The organism is Micromonospora sp. NPDC049102, from assembly GCF_043197485.1.
Lineage (GTDB): Bacteria > Actinomycetota > Actinomycetes > Mycobacteriales > Micromonosporaceae > Micromonospora.
Map to the genome: position 1 here is coordinate 160,330 of NZ_JBICTE010000005.1, position 16,998 is coordinate 177,327.

Sequence of the window (16,998 nt, forward strand, 5' to 3'; positions counted from 1 at the left end):
ACCAGTGCGGTACGACACAGCGTGTCGGCGATCACCGGCGGTGTCCGGATCCGGCACTCCCCGTCGCCAGCGCGCGGCGGTCGTCCGCCGCCGTCATCGAAGGGCGTTTCAGCAGTTCAGGCAGGAGCCCGACAACGCAGCACCTCACCGATGAACGGTCGGGCGCTGGTGCCCAACCGGTGCCGGGCGCCGACGTGCCGGTCGCCGGGGGAGGCGGTGACGGTGACCTCGTCGCGGGCCACCTCGACGCCCGCGCGATCCCGGGCGCGCAGGACACAGATCGCCGAGCCGCCCTCCGGCACCCGTACCCGGAAGTCGACCACCACCTGACTTTCCGTGATGTCGGTGTAGGTGATCACCTGGGCGTCGTAGAGCGGGTCGCCGTACTGGCGGTAGAGCCGCAGCGAGATCAGACTCAGCCCCACCACCAGCACCAGGAGCACCAGCGCGGCCAGCAGCGTACGGCGACGGGCGCCACCGGGCGCACGGCGGCGGCCGTAGCGGCCGGCCGGGAAGACCGGCGTGCCCGGTGAAATTGTGGCGTGCGTCTCGGTCACCGGCGGGTATCTCCTGGCGTTGTTGTCGGCGGCATCGGCAAGAATGGCAGGAGTCCATCCTCCCAGCCCGGCCGAGAGCCAGGAATGGCAGGTCGGGTCCCGCAGGTGCCAAGCGGCGGCGGGGCGTGGGGGAATACCGGCAGGTCAGCCGGTCGAGCCCGGTCGGGTCCACCGGCCGGCACAGACGAGGAGCGCCGAAAGTTGGCAGAGCAGCTGCGTCTCATGGCCGTCCACGCGCACCCGGACGACGAGTCGAGCAAGGGTGCGGCGACCATGGCGAAGTACGTCGCCCAGGGGGTCGACGTGCTGGTGGTGACGTGCACCGGCGGTGAGCGCGGCAGCGTGCTCAACCCCAAGCTCGACCGGCCCGACGTGTGGGCCAACATCGCGGACATCCGGCGCGCCGAGATGGACGCCGCGCGGGCGATCCTCGGCGTCGACCAGGCCTGGCTCGGGTTCGTCGACTCCGGCCTGCCCGAGGGCGACCCGCTGCCGCCGCTCCCCGAGGGCTGCTTCGCCCTCCAGGACGTCGAGGTTGCCGCCGGCCCTCTGGTCCGGTTGATGCGGGAGTTCCGTCCGCACGTGGTGACCACGTACGACGAGGAGGGTGGCTACCCGCACCCCGACCACATCATGTGCCACAAGGTGAGCGTGGCCGCGTTCGAGGCGGCCGGCGACCCGGAGCGCTATCCCGAGCTGGGGGCGCCCTGGCAGCCGCTGAAGCTCTACTACGACATCGGCTTCTCCAAGGCCAAGATCATGGCCCTGCACGAGGCGGTGCTCGCGACCGGCGCCGAGTCGCCGTACGAGGAGTGGCTCAAGCGCTGGGACGAGCGCCCGGACAAGGGCCCACGGATCACCACCCGCGTCGACTGCGCCGAATACTTCCCGGTTCGGGACGACGCGCTGCGCGCCCACGCCACCCAGGTCGACCCGGACGGCTTCTGGTTCCACGTGCCCATGGAGATGCAGCAGCAGGCCTGGCCGACGGAGGATTTCGAGTTGGCGCGCACCATGGTGGAGAGCCCGCTGCCCGAGTCGGACCTCTTCGCCGGAGTGCGGGAGACGGCGCACGCGCGCTGATTCCGGCCGGGGCTACCCTGGTAGGCAATCGCACATCGGAGGAACACCATGCTGACCGCTGCCCAGGTGCTCGCGGAGAACAACTTCGGGGACACCCGCACGGGTGGTCTGGCCGGACCGATGGGCCTCCTCCTCATCCTGCTGCTGGCCGCGGCGACGATCCTGCTGATCCGCAACATGAATGCCCGACTGCGGCGTCTGCCCGACCGGTTCCCGCAGCCGGGTCGGCCGGCCGATCCGACCAGGGCCGACGCTTCAGTCGTCGATCCGACAGACGGGACCGGCACGGATGATTCATCCACGCCCGCTCCCAATGGGCACCAGCAGCAGCGGAACGGGTAGTCCGCCCATGATTCACGCCGAACCGGGTGGTGGACCCCTGTTGCGACCACCCGGTTTGGCTTAGCCTTCCGCCGGGGGACCAAAAGTCTCCGAGCCGTGCGCGGAAGGGGGCGCCGATGACCAGCACAGCACCGGCCGCCCGCCGTACCGACGTTCGACCGGCTGACGGGAGAGGTCGATGACCTCCGGCCCGGCCGGCGACCCGTTCGACCGGCTCGGGGCGCACGGCATGCCTGCCCGGCTGCGCGTGCTGACCCTCGCGGTCACGGTGACCGCGCTGGTTGCCGCCGTGGTCGGGTTGACTCTTCCGTCCGGCCTGCCGGCCGATGACCCGCTGGGTGGTCCGGCCCGCTTCGGTATCGCCGTCGGCGTCCTGGCCGTGGCCCAACTGGCCCGGCTCCGGTTCCGCGGCGCGGCCGGCATGGTCAGCATCACCTGGGGTGAGGCCGCCCTGATCGTCTGCCTCTACCTCGCCCCGGCCGGCTGGCTGCCGTCGGCCACGCTCCTCGGTACCGGGCTGGCCTGGACCGGGCTGTCCCTGCACAGTGACCGCCGCCCGCCGCTGGAGATCGTCCGGATCGCCGCGTCGCTGGCCGCCGCGTCGGCGCTGGCCGTGACCGTGACCACCGCCCTCGGGCATCCCCTGCTCACCCCGCCGAACCCGATGCTGGCGCTGGCCGTGGTCGCGGGGTCGGTGACGTACCTGATGGTGACGGCCTGGCTCGGTGGGGTCGCCCTGAGCCTGCGGCACGGGCTGCCGGTCGGGCCGCCGCTGCTGGCCGCGCTGCGGGGCAAGCTGCTGATGTTCGTCGGCAACGTGGCGGTCGGTCTGGTGGTGATCGCGCTGCTGGAGTTGGACCCGCGCTGGTTGCTGCTGCTCCCACCGCTGCTCTGGCTGCTGCAACAGACGTACCGCTACCGCCTGCGGGCGGACCAGGAACGCCGGACGTGGCGTGCCTTCGCCGAGGCGACCGCGGCCCTCAACCAGCTCGACGAGCGGGGCGTGGCCAGCGCGGCGGTGACCGGCGCGCTGACGCTGTTCAACGCCGAGCTGGTCGATGTCGACGTGGCCCGGCCGGACGGCAGGTGGCGCCGCTACCGGGGGGACGCCGGGGGTCAGTTGCTCGACCGGGAGGTCGGCCCGCCCGAGCGGTCCGAGCCCGACGAGTACGAGCTGGTCCGTCCCCTGTCGGTGGGTGCCGCGCCGGTCGGTCAGCTACGGGTCCGGTTCCCCCGCTCCGCTCCACCGTCGACCCGGGAACGCGACGCGGTGGCCGCGTTCGGGGATGCGCTCGCCGCCGCCCTGCACGACGCGGCGACCCACCGGGAGCTGCGGCTGGTCACCGCCCGATCGTCATACGAGGCGGTGCACGACCCGCTCACCGGGCTGGCGAACCGCGCGGCGATGCTCGGCAAGGGCGACCAGTCGCTGCGGCAGCTCGCACACGACCACCCGGTGGCGCTGCTGCTGCTGGACATCAACCAGTTCAAGGAAGTCAACGACACCCTTGGGCATGCGGCCGGCGACCAGTTGCTGCGGCTGACCGCCAACCGGCTCAGCGCGCTGACCCGCCCCGGTGACCTGCTCGGCCGGCTCGGAGGCGACGAGTTCGCGCTGCTGGTCACCTCGGTCCCCGTGCTCGGTGACCGGGCCGCGCCGATGGCACACGCGCTGCGTCAGGCCCGCGAGATCGCCGAGCGGCTGGCCGCGCCGACCGAGGTGGCCGGGGTACGGATGTCCATCGAGGTCTCCGTCGGCGTGGTCGTCGCCGACGCCGGCACCGCCGACCTGACCGAGCTGCTGCGCCGCGCGGACATCGCGATGTACCAGGCCAAGGAGGGCGGCGGCAGCGTTGCCGCGTACGACAGCACCCGGGACGCGGCCAGCACCGACCAGTTGGCCCTGCTGGCGGAGCTGCGCGAGGCGTTGAAGGTCGACGACCAGTTGGTGCTGGCGTTGCAGCCGGCGGTCGACCTGGCCACCGGCGCGCCCACCGGCGTGGAGGCGCTGATCCGCTGGCAGCACCCCCGGCGGGGCTGGCTCAACCCGGCCGACTTCATCCGCCCCGTGGAGAACAGCGAGCAGCTCGGCACCTTCACCCGCTATGTGCTCGACAAGGCGCTCGGCGTGGCTGCGAGCTGGGCCCGCGAGGGGCTGGACGTCCCGATCTCGGTCAACCTGTCCGCGCGTAGCCTGCTCGATCCCCGCCTGCCGGCGGAGATCGCCGACGCGCTGCGCCGACACCAGGTGCCACCCCACCGGCTGGTCCTGGAGATCACCGAGACGGTGGTGATGAGCGAGCTGGAGATCATCGACGAGGTGCTCGCCAAGCTCCGATCGATGGGCGTGCAGCTCGCGGTCGACGACTTCGGCACCGGCTTCTCCTCGTTGACCTTCCTCACCCGGATCGCGGTGGACGAGTTGAAGGTGGACCGCTCCTTCGTGATCCGGATGGCCGACTCGCCGGAGGCCGCGGCGATCGTCCGGACCACCGTCGGGCTCGCCCACGAGTTGGGGCTGCGGGTGGTCGCCGAGGGCGTGGAGACGGCCGAGCAACGGCTGGCCCTGGCCGAGCTGGGCTGTACGTCCGCGCAGGGCTACCACTTCTTCAAGCCCATGCCGGCGGACAAGATCGGCGCGGTGCTGGGTTCGCTGCGCGACTCGGCCGACTCGAACGTCTTCCGCCTGCGCGCCGACGGCGCATCCTGACCGCCCGGCGCGTCCCGGCCGGGGTGGTTATGGTCGTCGGGTGAATCGACTCGCCGACGCCACCTCCCCGTACCTGCTCCAGCACGCCGACAATCCGGTCGACTGGTGGCCCTGGTGCGACGAGGCGTTCGCCGAGGCGAAACGGCGTGACGTGCCGGTGCTCATCTCGGTTGGCTACGCGGCCTGCCACTGGTGTCACGTCATGGCGCACGAGTCGTTCGAGAACGAGCAGGTCGGCAAGCTGATGAACGACAACTTCGTGTCGATCAAGGTGGACCGCGAGGAGCGTCCCGACGTCGACGCCGTCTACATGACCGCCACCCAGGCGATGACCGGTCAGGGCGGTTGGCCGATGACGGTCTTCGCCACCGGAGACGGCACGCCGTTCTTCTGCGGCACCTACTTCCCGCGCGCCAACTTCACCCGCCTGCTCCAGTCGGTCACCACCGCCTGGCGGGATCAGCGCGACGAGGTGCTGCGCCAGGGCGCCGCCGTGGTCGAGGCGATCGGTGGCGCGCAGGCCGTGGGCGGCCCCACCGCGCCGCTGGACGGCCCACTGCTCGACGCCGCGGCCGGCAACCTGGCCGGTGAGTACGACGAGACGAACGGCGGGTTCGGGGGCGCCCCGAAGTTCCCGCCGCACATGAACCTGCTCTTCCTGCTGCGCCACCACCAGCGCACCGGTGACCCGCGCAGCCTGGAGATCGTGCGGCACACCGCCGAGGCGATGGCCCGGGGCGGCATCTACGACCAGCTCGCCGGTGGCTTCGCCAGGTACTCGGTGGACGCGCACTGGACGGTGCCGCACTTCGAGAAGATGCTCTACGACAACGCGCTGCTGCTGCGCGTCTACACGCAGCTCTGGCGGCTGACCGGCGATCCGCTGGCCCGTCGCGTCGCCCGGGACACGGCCCGGTTCCTCGCCGACGAGCTGCACCGGCCGGGGGAGGGGTTCGCGTCCGCGCTGGACGCCGACACCGAGGGCGTCGAGGGCCTCACCTACGCCTGGACGCCCGCGCAGCTCGTCGAGGCGCTCGGCGAGGACGACGGCCGCTTCGCCGCCGACCTGTTCGCGGTCACCGACGACGGCACCTTCGCCCCTCATTCCGCCTCCGCGCCGCAAGGCGGCGCTCCGGACGGAAGGAGAGGCGTCGAACACGGCACGAGCGTGCTCAAGCTCGCGCGGGACGTCGACGATGTCGCGCCCGAGATCCGTACCCGCTGGCAGGGTGTGGTCGGGCAACTGCTCGCGGCCCGCGACACCCGTCCCCAGCCGGCCCGCGACGACAAGGTGGTGGCCGCGTGGAACGGCCTGGCGATCACCGCGATCGTCGAGTTCCTCCAGGTCGCCGCGCTGTTCCTGAAGACGCGGGACGAGGGCGCCAACCTGTTGGAGGGCGTCACCATCGTCGCGGACGGCGCGATGCGTGACGCCGCCGAGCATCTGGCCTCCGTGCACGTGGTCGACGGCCGGCTGCGTCGGGTCTCCCGCGACGGCAGGGTCGGCGAGCCGGCCGGGGTTCTGGAGGACTACGGCTGCGTGGCCGAGGCGTTCTGCGCGCTGCACCAGTTCACCGGCGAGGGACGCTGGCTGACCCTGGCCGGTCAGCTGCTGGACACCGCGCTGGAGCGCTTCGCCGCGCCCGGTGGCGCCTACTACGACACGGCCGACGATGCGGAGCAGTTGGTCGCCCGGCCGGCCGATCCGACCGACAACGCCACCCCGTCGGGACGGTCGGCGCTGGTGGCCGGGCTGGTGGCGTACTCCGCGCTGACCAGGGAGACCCGCTACCGCGAGGCCGCCGAGGCGGCGCTCGCCACCGTGGCACCGATCGTGGGGCGGCACGCCCGCTTCGCCGGGTACGCGGCGACCGTCGGCGAGGCGCTGCTGTCGGGGCCGTACGAGATCGCGGTGGCAACCGACGACCCGGCCGGCGACCCGCTGGTGGCCGCCGCCCACCGGTACGCACCGCCCGGCGCGGTGGTGGTCGCCGGCCTTCCGGACCAGCCCGGTGTGCCGTTGCTCGCCGACCGTCCGCTGGTCGACGGCCGGTCCGCCGCGTACGTCTGCCGGAGTTTTGTCTGCCAGCGGCCGGTCACCACCGTCGATGAGTTGATCGCCGAGCTGGGCTGAGTCGGGCACCCGGTAGGCTGGCCGCGCTATGGATTCCCGTACCGGTCTGCCTGTTGTCGGCATGGTGGGTGGCGGCCAGTTGGCCCGGATGACCCACCAGGCCGCGATCGCCCTCGGCCAGTCACTGCGTGTGCTCGCGAGCACCCCCGACGACGGTGCGGCGCTCGTCGCCGCCGACGTCCAGTACGGCGACCACACCGACCTGGTCGCCCTGCGTACCTTCGCCAAGGGCTGTGACGTGGTCACCTTCGACCACGAGCACGTGCCCAACGAGCACATCCGCACCCTGACGGCCGAAGGGGTGACCCTGTACCCGCCAGCGGACGCGCTGCTGCACGCCCAGGACAAGCAGGTGATGCGGGAGCGTCTGACCGAGCTGGGCGCTCCCAACCCCGCGTGGCGGCCGGTCGGCGAACCCGCCGACCTGGTCGGCTTCGGCGAGCAGGTCGGCGGGCCGGTGGTGCTCAAGGCGGCCCGGGGCGGCTACGACGGCCGGGGCGTCTGGATGGTCGACGACGCCACCGAGGCGACCGAGCTGGCGACCACGCTGCTCGCCGGAGGCACCCGGCTGCTCGTCGAGGAGCGGGTGCCGCTGCGCCGGGAACTCGCCGTGCAGGTGGCCCGTTCGCCGTTCGGGCAGGTGGCCGCGTACCCGGTGGTCGAGACGGTCCAGCGCGACGGCATCAACGTCGAGGTGCTGGCCCCGGCACCCGGCCTGGACGAGGACCTGGCCGTCGCCGCCCAGCAGCTCGCCATCGACCTGGCAACCGCGCTCGGCGTGGTCGGTCTGCTCGCCGTGGAGCTCTTCGAGGTGCGCGACGACGCCGGCCGGCCGGCGATCGTGGTCAACGAGCTGGCGATGCGTCCGCACAACTCGGGGCACTGGACCATCGAGGGTGCCCGGACCTCCCAGTTCGAGCAGCATGTGCGGGCGGTACTGGACTACCCGATGGGCGACACGGCGCTGACGGCACCGGTGGTGGTCTCGGCGAACGTCCTCGGTGGCGAGCCGGGCGGGATCTCGATCGACGAGCGGCTGCACCACCTCTTCGCCGCCGAGCCGGGGGCCAAGGTGCACCTCTACGGCAAGCAGGTACGCCCCGGCCGCAAGATCGGGCACGTCACGGTGCTCGGCGACGATCTGGACGACGTACGGGCCCGGGCGGCGCGGGCCGCGCGCTGGCTCCGCGAGGGGCACGAGTGACCCGGGCGGCCGCGAACCAAGGAGGATTCCGGTGACCACGGTCGGACTGATCATGGGCAGCGACTCGGACTGGCCGACGATGCGGGCTGCCGCAGAGGTGCTGGACGACTTCGAGGTGTCGTACGAGGTGCGGGTCATCTCGGCACACCGGACCCCGGTCGCGATGATCGACTACGGCCGGGACGCCGTCGACCGTGGGCTCAAGGTGATCATCGCCGGTGCGGGTGGCGCCGCCGCGCTGCCGGGCATGGTCGCCTCGGTGACACCGCTGCCGGTGATCGGCGTGCCGGTGCCGTTGAAGCACCTCGACGGCATGGACTCGCTGCTGTCCATCGTGCAGATGCCGGCAGGGATTCCGGTGGCCACCGTGTCGATCGGCAACGCCCGCAACGCCGGCCTGCTGGCCGTCCGGATCCTCGGCGCGTCCGACGAGACGCTGCGGACCCGCATGGCGAAGTACCAGCAGGACCTGGAGCAGCTCATCAAGACCAAGGACGCAGCCCTCCAAGCCACCCTGCCCTAACCCGCACCCCGCGCCCTCCCGCCCCCGCGATCTTGCACTTTCGGTGGTCGCTAAGCGGCATTTGTCCACCTATGCGGCGACAGAAAGTGCAAGATCGCGGGAGACCCGGACCGCGCGGACCCGGCACGCTCACCGTGCCCACCGACCCGCACCGCCGTGACCCTCCGATTTATCTCATGCCGCGTAGGGCGGTCTGGAGGCGTTCCTGAGCTCGGCGGCGGCGTTCGTTGCTGGCACCGAGGACGAGCAGCAGGATGCCCACGGGGATCAGCGCCAGCCACGGGCCGAGGCTGACCAGTGCGTGGATCGCGGCGATCGCGGTGACCGACGCGCCGACGATCACCGGGGCCTGTTGCCGGCTGGACGAGCCGAAGATCAGCACCGCCACCGCACCGAGCAGCAACAGCATCTGCCGCAGTGTGCTGGATTCGGTGGCCAGCACGATCGCCAGCGTCGGCACGAACGCGGCGACCAGCGCCGGCCCGTACGCCACCCAACTGCTCAGATCCGGGCGGTGGCGCAGTTCCAGCACGCCGACCAGCAGGGCCAGCGCGGCGAACGGCAGCGTGTACGCCTCGGGCAGCGCCACGTCGGCGACGCGCATCAGGATCCACCAGGCGGTGATCTCGCAGAACACCACCGCCCAGAAGAGGATCCGCCGCTCCACGGGCCGTCGGCCGGGTCGGGTCGCCGCCACGCCGAGGACCGCACCCCAGGCCGCCAGCAGGGCGGCGATGTGCCGCGGTGAGTCGAAGGCGAGCGCCAGCGCGATCAGGGCCGCCGCGTACCCGGTCCACTGCACGGTGGCCGCCTCGCGCTGCGCCTCGGGACGGCGCAGTTGGGGCAGGGTCGCCGCGAGGACCTGGAGTATCGCGCCGACGGCGAGCACTCCGAACGCGGACCAGACCGCGGCGAGCCCGGCGATCAGGCCGGCGGTCAGCACGAAGAGCTGCGCCATCAGCGAGGCGAAGAGCCAGCCGAGGATGCGCGCCCGCTGGGTGGTGCCGAACAGGGCCGCCACCGCGCCCACACCCACCGCGCCACCGAGGGTGAACAGGGTCAGTTGCCGGTCGGCCAGGCTGCCGGCCAGGCCGGCGCCACCGGCGGCCAGACCGATGACGAACACCAGCACCCGGGCCAGCCGCAGCGAACGGGCCGGCTCGACGAGCGGCGGTGGCGGGGTCAGGGCGAGACCGAGCATGGAGATGGTGAACACGGACAGCGCGGCGAGGGTGCTCGCCGGCCAGCTGCTGCCCAGCGCGATGGGCGCGATCAGCAGCGTGACGGCGGCGCCGGGGAGCACCACAGGTACGGCTCGGGACCGCCGCCCGCCACTGAACCCGGTGGCGGCCAGGGCCGCTGTCGCCGTGAGCAGCAGCGCGGTCAGCACGTGGGTCGGATTGACCACGTCCGGCGGCGGGGTGAGCAGTTCCGGCGGTGGACCCTGCCAGATCCGATTCAACGTGCGCTGCGGCTCGACCAGGGCGAAGACCAGCGCGGGCGCGATCGAGACGAGGGCCAGGGCGGTCGGCAGGGCGGCGGCTGCGAGCGCGCCGGCGGAGGGGCTGACCCGCCACCGCCGCCGATCCGGGTCGTCCGGTAGCCGGCGCAACGCGCCGTCGAGCAGCATCGCCCAGCGGCGGACCGGCTGGGCGGCGGCGGTGGGCGGCACGGTCGCCGCGCGGATCAGCTCGGCGAGGACACCGAGCAGCGCGGCGGCGGCCGCGTACACCCCGACGGGCAGGCCGGTCGGGATGGCGGCGAGCGCGCTGATGCTCGCACCGCCGACCACGGCCACGCTGACCCAGGGCAGGTACTGCGGCACGTGCCGGCGTACGGCGGCCACGCCGGCCAGGCCGAGGCTGGACGCGGCCAGCGCGGCGGTCAGCACCACCTCTGCCGTGTGCTGGAACTCGACGGCCAACGCCGCCACCGCGCCGGGCAGTGCGAGCAGCGCCGCGCCGGCGGCCGCGCCCCCGATCTGCGCCAGGTGCGGCGGCATGCCCTCGGTCTCCAGGTCGTCGACCTGTCGCGCGGCCAGCACACGCGCCAGCGTGGCCACCACGACTCCGATCAGCGCGATGCTGCCCAGCGCCAGCGCGGTGGTCCACGGGCGGACCAGGCCGGCGCCGGTACCGTGCAGCGCGACCACTCCGGCCACGGTGGCCCGGGACAGCCCGGCCCGACCCTCCACGGTGGCCACCGCCGCCATTCCGAAGACGGTGGCGACCATGGCCCCGACGAGCACCGGTGACCACCAGGGCAGGTCGAAGGCGGCCGGCGCGCCGATGGTGGCGAGCACCACGGCCACGCCGGACGCGTCCCACCGCCAGGGCGGCGGAAGCAGGACGCCGGCGGCGACGGCCAGCAGCAGCAGTGCGATCGGCGCCTGCCAGGTCGCACCTCCGGTCGGCGCCGCAGGCCAGTTGCTCAGGTCGCCGTTCCAGATCGGACCGGGCGTGGCCAGCACACCCACCCCACCGCGCAGCGCCGTCCAACCCGCCAACACTCCGATGAGTACGCCGCCGACGGCGATGCCGAGGATCGGGCCGCGTCGCCAATCCTCGGGCATGGCGCGGGCGGCCACGGCCACGACCAGGAGCAGGCCGGCGGCCACCGCCAGCTGTCCACCCGGGGCGAGGACCGCGGCGATCCGCACCATCGTGGCGATCAGGGCGGTGGTCACCGCCGCGGCGGCCAGGTCGGAGCCGTCCAGGGCGAGGTCGGAACGGCGGCCGGCGTCGATCGAGGGAGCCAGGAAGAGCAGTACCGCGGCGACCAGCAGCAGCGCCCCGACCCAAGCGTCGGCGACCGTCGCACCGGGTGCGCCGAAGGCGGCGGCGGTGACGACGAGCCCGCCCAGCCCGGTGCCCACCGACAGGGGCACCGGGATCCGCCGCTGCGAGACCTGCACCATCGCGGCGTACCCGAGGGTCACGCAGACGGCCAGGAAGCTCGCCGCCAGCACCGGGACGGTCACCTCGCGGAGGCTGGCCGGGGTGGGTGTCTCGTCGACGGGCATGGTGGCGGCCACGAAGGCGGCCACCGCTCCGGGCAGCGCGAAGGCCGCGCCTCCGGCGGCCCAGGCCGTGACCGTGTCGGCTGCGGCCGACGCGATCCGGACCCGGGGTGCCAGGGCGACCAGCGCGCCGGCCGCGAACAGGGTGAGCAGGACCGCGGCCGTGAGCGCGGGCCGGGACAGGCCGGCGCCCGCGCCGAACAGGCCCACCACGGCGGCGCCGACCGCGTGGGCCAGGGCAGCCCGGGTGGTACGCGCGGAGAGGCCGATGACCCCGATGCCGATCGCGGTGACCACCATCGGCCAGGGGGCGGACGCCCACCCGAGGCTGAACGACGCCGGTACGGCGAGCGCCGTCAACGCGGCACCGGCGACCGCGAACTCGCGGCGGATCTCCGGCGGCAGGGCCAGCACCGCGGCGATGGTGAGCAGGAACGCGGCGGCGGCGAGCTGCCACGTGGTCGGGCCGACGGCGGCGGCCAGCTCGGTGGCGTACCGGTCGAGGTCGGCGTCCCAGGCGGGCAGTGCCGCCCGGACAGGGGCCACGCCGGCCCGGAGCGCTCCTCCGGCGACCACCAGCCCGCTGACGGTGAGTGCGACCGCCGAGGCGATCTGCGGACCGCGTCGGGCTGCCTCGGGGACCGCGCGTACGGCCAGCCCGGTCGCCGTGATCACGGCCGCGATCAGCAGTAACGACTGGTCGGGCAGTGCCACCGAGACGATCCGGCCGAACGAGCCGATCACGGCCAGGGTGACGATGCCTGCCGCCACGTCCGGCAGCGGGGGGCGGCGCAGCACCAGCGCGCCGGCCAGTCCGACGACGGCGGCGAGCAGGAGGACCAGCCCGGCACCGGTCGCCGTGGGCACGGTCTCTGCCCGCAGCAGGGCGGTCACCGCGTACGCCAGGGCGACCGCGACGGCTACGGCGTGCAGCGCCCAGGTCAGCTCGCGAAGGCCGGGCACCGGGCGGGCCGGCCGGGTGTCGGCGGTGCCCGGGTCGGCGTCGAGCACCTCGCCGGCCTCTTCCGGGTCGCCCTCCGGCCGGGCCTCGGCGTCGCGCTGCCGGGGTGCTGCCGATCCGCCGGAGGGTGCCGGCAGGTCCGGCGGGACGGGGCGCTCCACCACGACCGGGGAGCGGGCCAGCCAGAGGTCGAGGAGAGCCACCAGGGTCAGCACCAGCGCCCAGCCGGCCGGCCCGGTGATCCGGTCGTACGCGAGCAACGGCAGCGCCGGCTGCGCGGCGACCACCGTCGCGAAGCGAGGTGCGCGCAGGCCCGTCCAGGCGGCGTACCCGACGGACACGGCGGCGGTGGCCGCGAAGATCAATCCGGCGAAGACGGCTCCCGACGAGCCGCCGCCGACCCGGTCCACCGCCCAGAGCGCGTACCCGGCCAGCGGCACGAGCAGCAGACCCACCGCCGAGATCGTCTCCGCGGTGGAGGTGAGCCCGCGCCGCGCCAGCACCGGCGGGGCGAGCAGCATCAGCGCCGTGGCGAGCAGCAGGACACCGAGGCGGGCCAGCGCGTCCATCGAACTGGTCGCCACCGCGGCGAAGACCACCGCGGCCACGGCGAGCAGCAGCGCGCCCAGTCCGAGCGGGATGTTCTGCACCTCCCGGGACGACGCCTCCCGGGGGTGTTCGGGGTCGTCGGCGTCCAGCCAGGAGGCCCGGGGGGGCGGGGGCGGCGGCGGGTCCTCCGGGACGGGCGGCGTGCCCTGGCGGGGAACCCGGGGCGGCGGCGCGCCGGTGGTAACCGTCGGCGGACGGCGACCGGGGCGGCGGCGCAGCACCCGTCGAGGTCGGGTGGCCTGCTTGATCCGCTCCTCACCGGCGTGGGAGAGGATGTCCCGCTGGAACAGCGCGGCCTGCATCTTGGCGGCGATCTGCCGCTGTTCGCTGGCGATGGCGGCGTCGCGCGCCTTCATCTCCGCGATCGAGCGCTCGATGTCCGCCAGATGTTCGACCCACTGGGGCTGGTCGGCCCCGCAGTGCGGGCACTGTACGGCCGGCTTGATCTCCCGGCCGCACGAGGAGCATTGAAAGGTCGCCACGACACCCCTCCACCCGCACTGTGGACTCCCACTGTCGCAGCATGCCCAAAGCTGGCGCGGATTTCGACACTTGTCGGCGGGTCCGTGGCAAAGAACATCACCGGCCGGCCGCGAAAAGCACTTCGCGACCGGCCGATGATGTGGTGGATCGTCAGGGGCGGCCCATGCCCCGGTACTCCCAGCCGGCCTGGGTCCACAGTGCCGAGTCGAGACAGTTGCGCCCGTCGACGACCTTGCGGCCGCCGACCAGCTCGCCCAGGGCGACCGGGTCGGCGTTGCGGAAGTCCGCCCACTCGGTGAGGACGCAGACCAGGTCGGCGCCGGCGACGGCCTCGTTGATGCCGGGCTCGTAGGTCAGCTCGGGCACCGCTCGGCGGGCGTTCTCGGTGCCCTGCGGGTCGTACACGTGGACGTCGGCCCCGGCCTTCTGCAACAGCGCGGCGACGGCGAGCGCCGGGGCGTCGCGGACGTCGTCGGTGTTGGGCTTGAAGGTCGCGCCCAGCACGGCGATCCGCGTGCCGGAGAAGTCCGGGCCGGCCGGCCCGGAGCGGCGGCCGAGCAGGTCCGCCGCGAGCTGGAGCACGCGGGTCCGGCGACGCAGGTTGATCAGGTCGACCTCGTGCAGGAAGCGCAGAGCCTCACCGGCGCCCAGCTCCTGCGCACGGGCCTGGAATGCGCGGATGTCCTTGGGCAGGCAGGCGCCGCCGAAGCCGAGGCCGGCCTGGAGGAAACGGTTGCCGATGCGGGGGTCGTACCCGATGGCCCGAGCGAGCTGGGTGACGTCGCCGCCGCTGGCCTCGCAGACCTCGGCCATGGCGTTGATGAACGAGATCTTGGTGGCCAGGAAGGCGTTCGCCGCAACCTTGACCAGCTCGGCCGTGGCGAAGTCGCTGACCACCAGCGGCACCTCGCGGTCCTCGGTGGCGGCCAGGTCGAAGACGCCCTTGTGCGCGGCGTAGAGCATGCCGTTGGCCCACTCGCTCTTGACGCCGACCACGATCCGGTTGGGCCGCAGCACGTCGTCGACGGCGAAACCCTCCTGGAGGAACTCGGGGCTCCACGCCACCTCGACGCCCAGGTCGCCGGGGGTGTGCTTGCCGACGAGCTGCTCGACCCACTCGGCGGTGCCCACCGGCACGGTGGACTTGCCGACGATCAGCGCCTTGCGGGTCAGGTGCTGCGCGAGGCTGGTGACCGACGCCTCGACGTACGACAGGTCGGCGCCCATCCCGTCGGCCCGCTGGGGGGTGCCGACGCAGATGAAGTGCACGTCACCGAACTCGGCGGTCTCCGCGATGTCGGTCGAGAACCGCAGCCGGCCGGCGGCCAGGTTGCGCTTGAGCAGCTCGTCCAGGCCGGGCTCGTGGATCGGCACCTCGCCGGCGTTCAGCATCGCGATCTTGTCCGCGTCGACGTCGAACCCGAGCACCTCGTAGCCCAGTTCGGCGTAGCAGATGGCGTACGTCGCACCGAGGTAACCGGTCCCCAGGAACGTCACCCGCGGCCGAGGCGCGCCCGAAGGCGGGGTCACCGCGGCGATGGCGGGGGTCGGCTGGATGGTGGGGTAGGGGATCGTCACGCCTGTCTTCTCCGCTCGCACTGGCGGCGCGTCGTCGCGTCGCATTCTGCTGCGGCGCCTGGCCGGGCACCGGAGGGGTGGCTCAACTGTCTGCCTTCCATCATCGCCCAGCGGCGCGGGTGCTCCGTCATGCCCATACCTACGCGCCGGTAACATCACCTGAACTGCAGTCGCTATCCTTCAGTCTGCGCGGTCGGCGGTCAGGGGAGGCCACAGACTGCGCATGATAGCGGTGAAGGGGAGGGGCCGACATGGCCGCAGGGGAGTCGTTCGACGTCTACCGGTTGCCCGAGGAGCACGAGGCGATCCGGGAGGCCGTCCGGGATGTCTGTGCCGCCAAGGTGGCGCCGCACGCCGCCGAGGCCGACGAGACCGGTGAGTTCCCGAAGGCGTCGTACGACGCGCTGCGGGCCGCCGACTTCCACGCGCCGCACATCCCCGAGGAGTACGGCGGGGCGGGCGCGGATGCCCTGGCCACCGCCATCGTGATCGAGGAGGTGGCGCGCGCCTGCGCGTCCTCCTCGCTGATCCCGGCGGTGAACAAGCTCGGCACGATGCCGCTGCTGTTGTCCGGTGACGAGGACATCAAGCGCCGCTACCTGACACCGGTCGCGGCGGGCGACGCCATGTTCTCGTACTGCCTCTCCGAGCCCGAGGCGGGCAGCGACGCGGCGTCCATGACGACCCGAGCGGTACGTGACGGGGATCACTGGGTCCTCAACGGCGTGAAGCGCTGGATCACCAACGCCGGTGTCTCCGAGTTCTACACCGTCTTCGCCGTTACCGACGCCGCTGCCCGCTCCCGGGGCATTTCCGCCTTCGTGGTGGAGAAGTCCGACGCCGGGGTGAGCTTCGGCGCGCCGGAGAAGAAGCTCGGCATCAAGGGCTCGCCGACCCGCGAGGTCTACCTGGACAACGTCCGGATTCCCGCCGACCGGATGATCGGCGCGGAGGGCACCGGCTTCGCCACCGCCATGAAGACCCTGGACCACACCCGGGTCACCATCGCGGCGCAGGCCGTCGGGATCGCGCAGGGCGCGCTCGACTACGCCAAGGGGTACGTCGCCGAGCGCCGCCAGTTCGGCAAGGCGATCGCCGAGTTCCAGGGCATCCAGTTCATGCTCGCCGACATGGGCATGAAGCTGGAGGCGGCCCGGCAGCTCACGTACGCCGCCGCCGGCAAGTCCGAGCGGGGCGACGCCGACCTGACCTACTTCGGCGCGGCGGCCAAGTGCTTCGCCTCCGATGCCGCCATGGAGATCACCACCGACGCGGTGCAACTGCTGGGCGGCTACGGCTACACCCGCGACTACCCGGTCGAGCGGATGATGCGCGACGCCAAGATCACCCAGATCTACGAAGGCACGAACCAGGTGCAGCGGATCGTCATGGCCCGGCAGCTCCTGAAGGGCTGATCGCGGCCTGTTTCCGCAGCTCAGAGCGGGTGTAGCTGAGCTGATCAATGCGATCGCGAAGCGTGACTGACTGGTTACCTTGCGGGATATTTTCGGTCGCCCCAGAACGCTTTCGGTTGGCGTTCTGGGGAAATCCTGGGGAACTCTAACGGCCTATCTGCATGGGTGGATTACATAGTGGACCGTCGTGCCCCACTGAAACGCGGGTTGGTTCATCGAAGGATGTGCTTGAGTTCGATCGATGGGCTGCTTGGTGTGGATCGGAGCGGCGGTCACCTAGAGTGAGAGTGGCGGGCGATGTTCGCCATGTCGGGTCTGATGCGAGGGCTGCCCGCCGAATCGCCGAATCGCCGAATGGGCAGATGTCGTGGCAGGCGTCC

At 72.6% G+C, this 16,998-nt stretch carries 10 protein-coding genes; 7 read left to right on the forward strand and 3 right to left on the reverse strand.

Annotated elements, in window-relative coordinates; genetic code table 11:
* Positions 1-116 precede the first annotated feature (116 nt).
* Positions 117-557 (reverse strand): DUF4307 domain-containing protein, encoded by a 441-nt coding sequence (locus ACGFH9_RS08225; RefSeq protein WP_393216859.1) that lies wholly within the window; start codon positions 555-557, stop codon positions 117-119.
* Between the two features lie 201 nt (positions 558-758).
* On the opposite strand from ACGFH9_RS08225, the gene mca reads away from it, so the two are divergent.
* From mca to purE, 6 genes are all read left to right on the forward strand, one after another.
* Complete coding sequence (mca, locus tag ACGFH9_RS08230) at positions 759-1,640, forward strand: mycothiol conjugate amidase Mca (protein ID WP_393216861.1); 882 nt, start codon at positions 759-761, stop codon at positions 1,638-1,640.
* Positions 1,641-1,688: 48 nt separating this feature from the next.
* On the forward strand, positions 1,689-1,982 hold the full coding sequence (locus ACGFH9_RS08235) for a hypothetical protein (RefSeq protein ID WP_355239615.1): 294 nt from the start codon (positions 1,689-1,691) through the stop codon (positions 1,980-1,982).
* A gap of 229 nt (positions 1,983-2,211) precedes the next feature.
* Positions 2,212-4,692, forward strand: a complete 2,481-nt coding sequence (locus tag ACGFH9_RS08240) for a putative bifunctional diguanylate cyclase/phosphodiesterase (RefSeq protein ID WP_393217017.1) — start codon at positions 2,212-2,214, stop codon at positions 4,690-4,692.
* A 40-nt stretch (positions 4,693-4,732) separates the two neighbouring features.
* A complete protein-coding gene (locus ACGFH9_RS08245; RefSeq protein ID WP_393216863.1) occupies positions 4,733-6,826 on the forward strand; it encodes a thioredoxin domain-containing protein in 2,094 nt (697 codons plus the stop codon).
* Between the two features lie 28 nt (positions 6,827-6,854).
* Positions 6,855-8,030 carry a 5-(carboxyamino)imidazole ribonucleotide synthase gene (locus ACGFH9_RS08250; protein WP_393216865.1) on the forward strand — a complete coding sequence of 392 codons (1,176 nt, stop codon included), beginning with the start codon at positions 6,855-6,857 and terminating at the stop codon, positions 8,028-8,030.
* 31 nt (positions 8,031-8,061) lie between these two features.
* Positions 8,062-8,553 (forward strand): 5-(carboxyamino)imidazole ribonucleotide mutase, encoded by a 492-nt coding sequence (gene purE / locus ACGFH9_RS08255; RefSeq protein ID WP_355621975.1) that lies wholly within the window; start codon positions 8,062-8,064, stop codon positions 8,551-8,553.
* Positions 8,554-8,722: 169 nt separating this feature from the next.
* Here the strand turns inward: purE and ACGFH9_RS08260 are convergent, their stop codons facing one another.
* Both ACGFH9_RS08260 and ACGFH9_RS08265 read right to left on the reverse strand, forming a co-directional pair.
* Positions 8,723-13,624, reverse strand: a complete 4,902-nt coding sequence (locus ACGFH9_RS08260; RefSeq protein WP_393216867.1) for an SCO7613 C-terminal domain-containing membrane protein — start codon at positions 13,622-13,624, stop codon at positions 8,723-8,725.
* A 151-nt stretch (positions 13,625-13,775) separates the two neighbouring features.
* A complete protein-coding gene (locus ACGFH9_RS08265) occupies positions 13,776-15,203 on the reverse strand; it encodes a UDP-glucose dehydrogenase family protein (RefSeq protein WP_393216869.1) in 1,428 nt (475 codons plus the stop codon).
* A gap of 251 nt (positions 15,204-15,454) precedes the next feature.
* Here ACGFH9_RS08265 and ACGFH9_RS08270 point away from each other — a divergent pair, with 251 nt between their 5' ends.
* Positions 15,455-16,618, forward strand: a complete 1,164-nt coding sequence (locus ACGFH9_RS08270; protein ID WP_393216871.1) for an acyl-CoA dehydrogenase family protein — start codon at positions 15,455-15,457, stop codon at positions 16,616-16,618.
* Positions 16,619-16,998 lie beyond the last annotated feature (380 nt).

What these genes read in the sequence shown, in the direction of transcription:
- ACGFH9_RS08235 (WP_355239615.1), top strand. Translation starts at nt 1,689, where the DNA reads ATGCTGACCGCTGCCCAGGTGCTCGCGGAGAACAACTTCGGGGACACC.
- ACGFH9_RS08240 (WP_393217017.1), top strand. Translation starts at nt 2,212, where the DNA reads ATGCCTGCCCGGCTGCGCGTGCTGACCCTCGCGGTCACGGTGACCGCG.
- ACGFH9_RS08250 (WP_393216865.1), top strand. Translation starts at nt 6,855, where the DNA reads ATGGATTCCCGTACCGGTCTGCCTGTTGTCGGCATGGTGGGTGGCGGC.
- ACGFH9_RS08270 (WP_393216871.1), top strand. Translation starts at nt 15,455, where the DNA reads ATGGCCGCAGGGGAGTCGTTCGACGTCTACCGGTTGCCCGAGGAGCAC.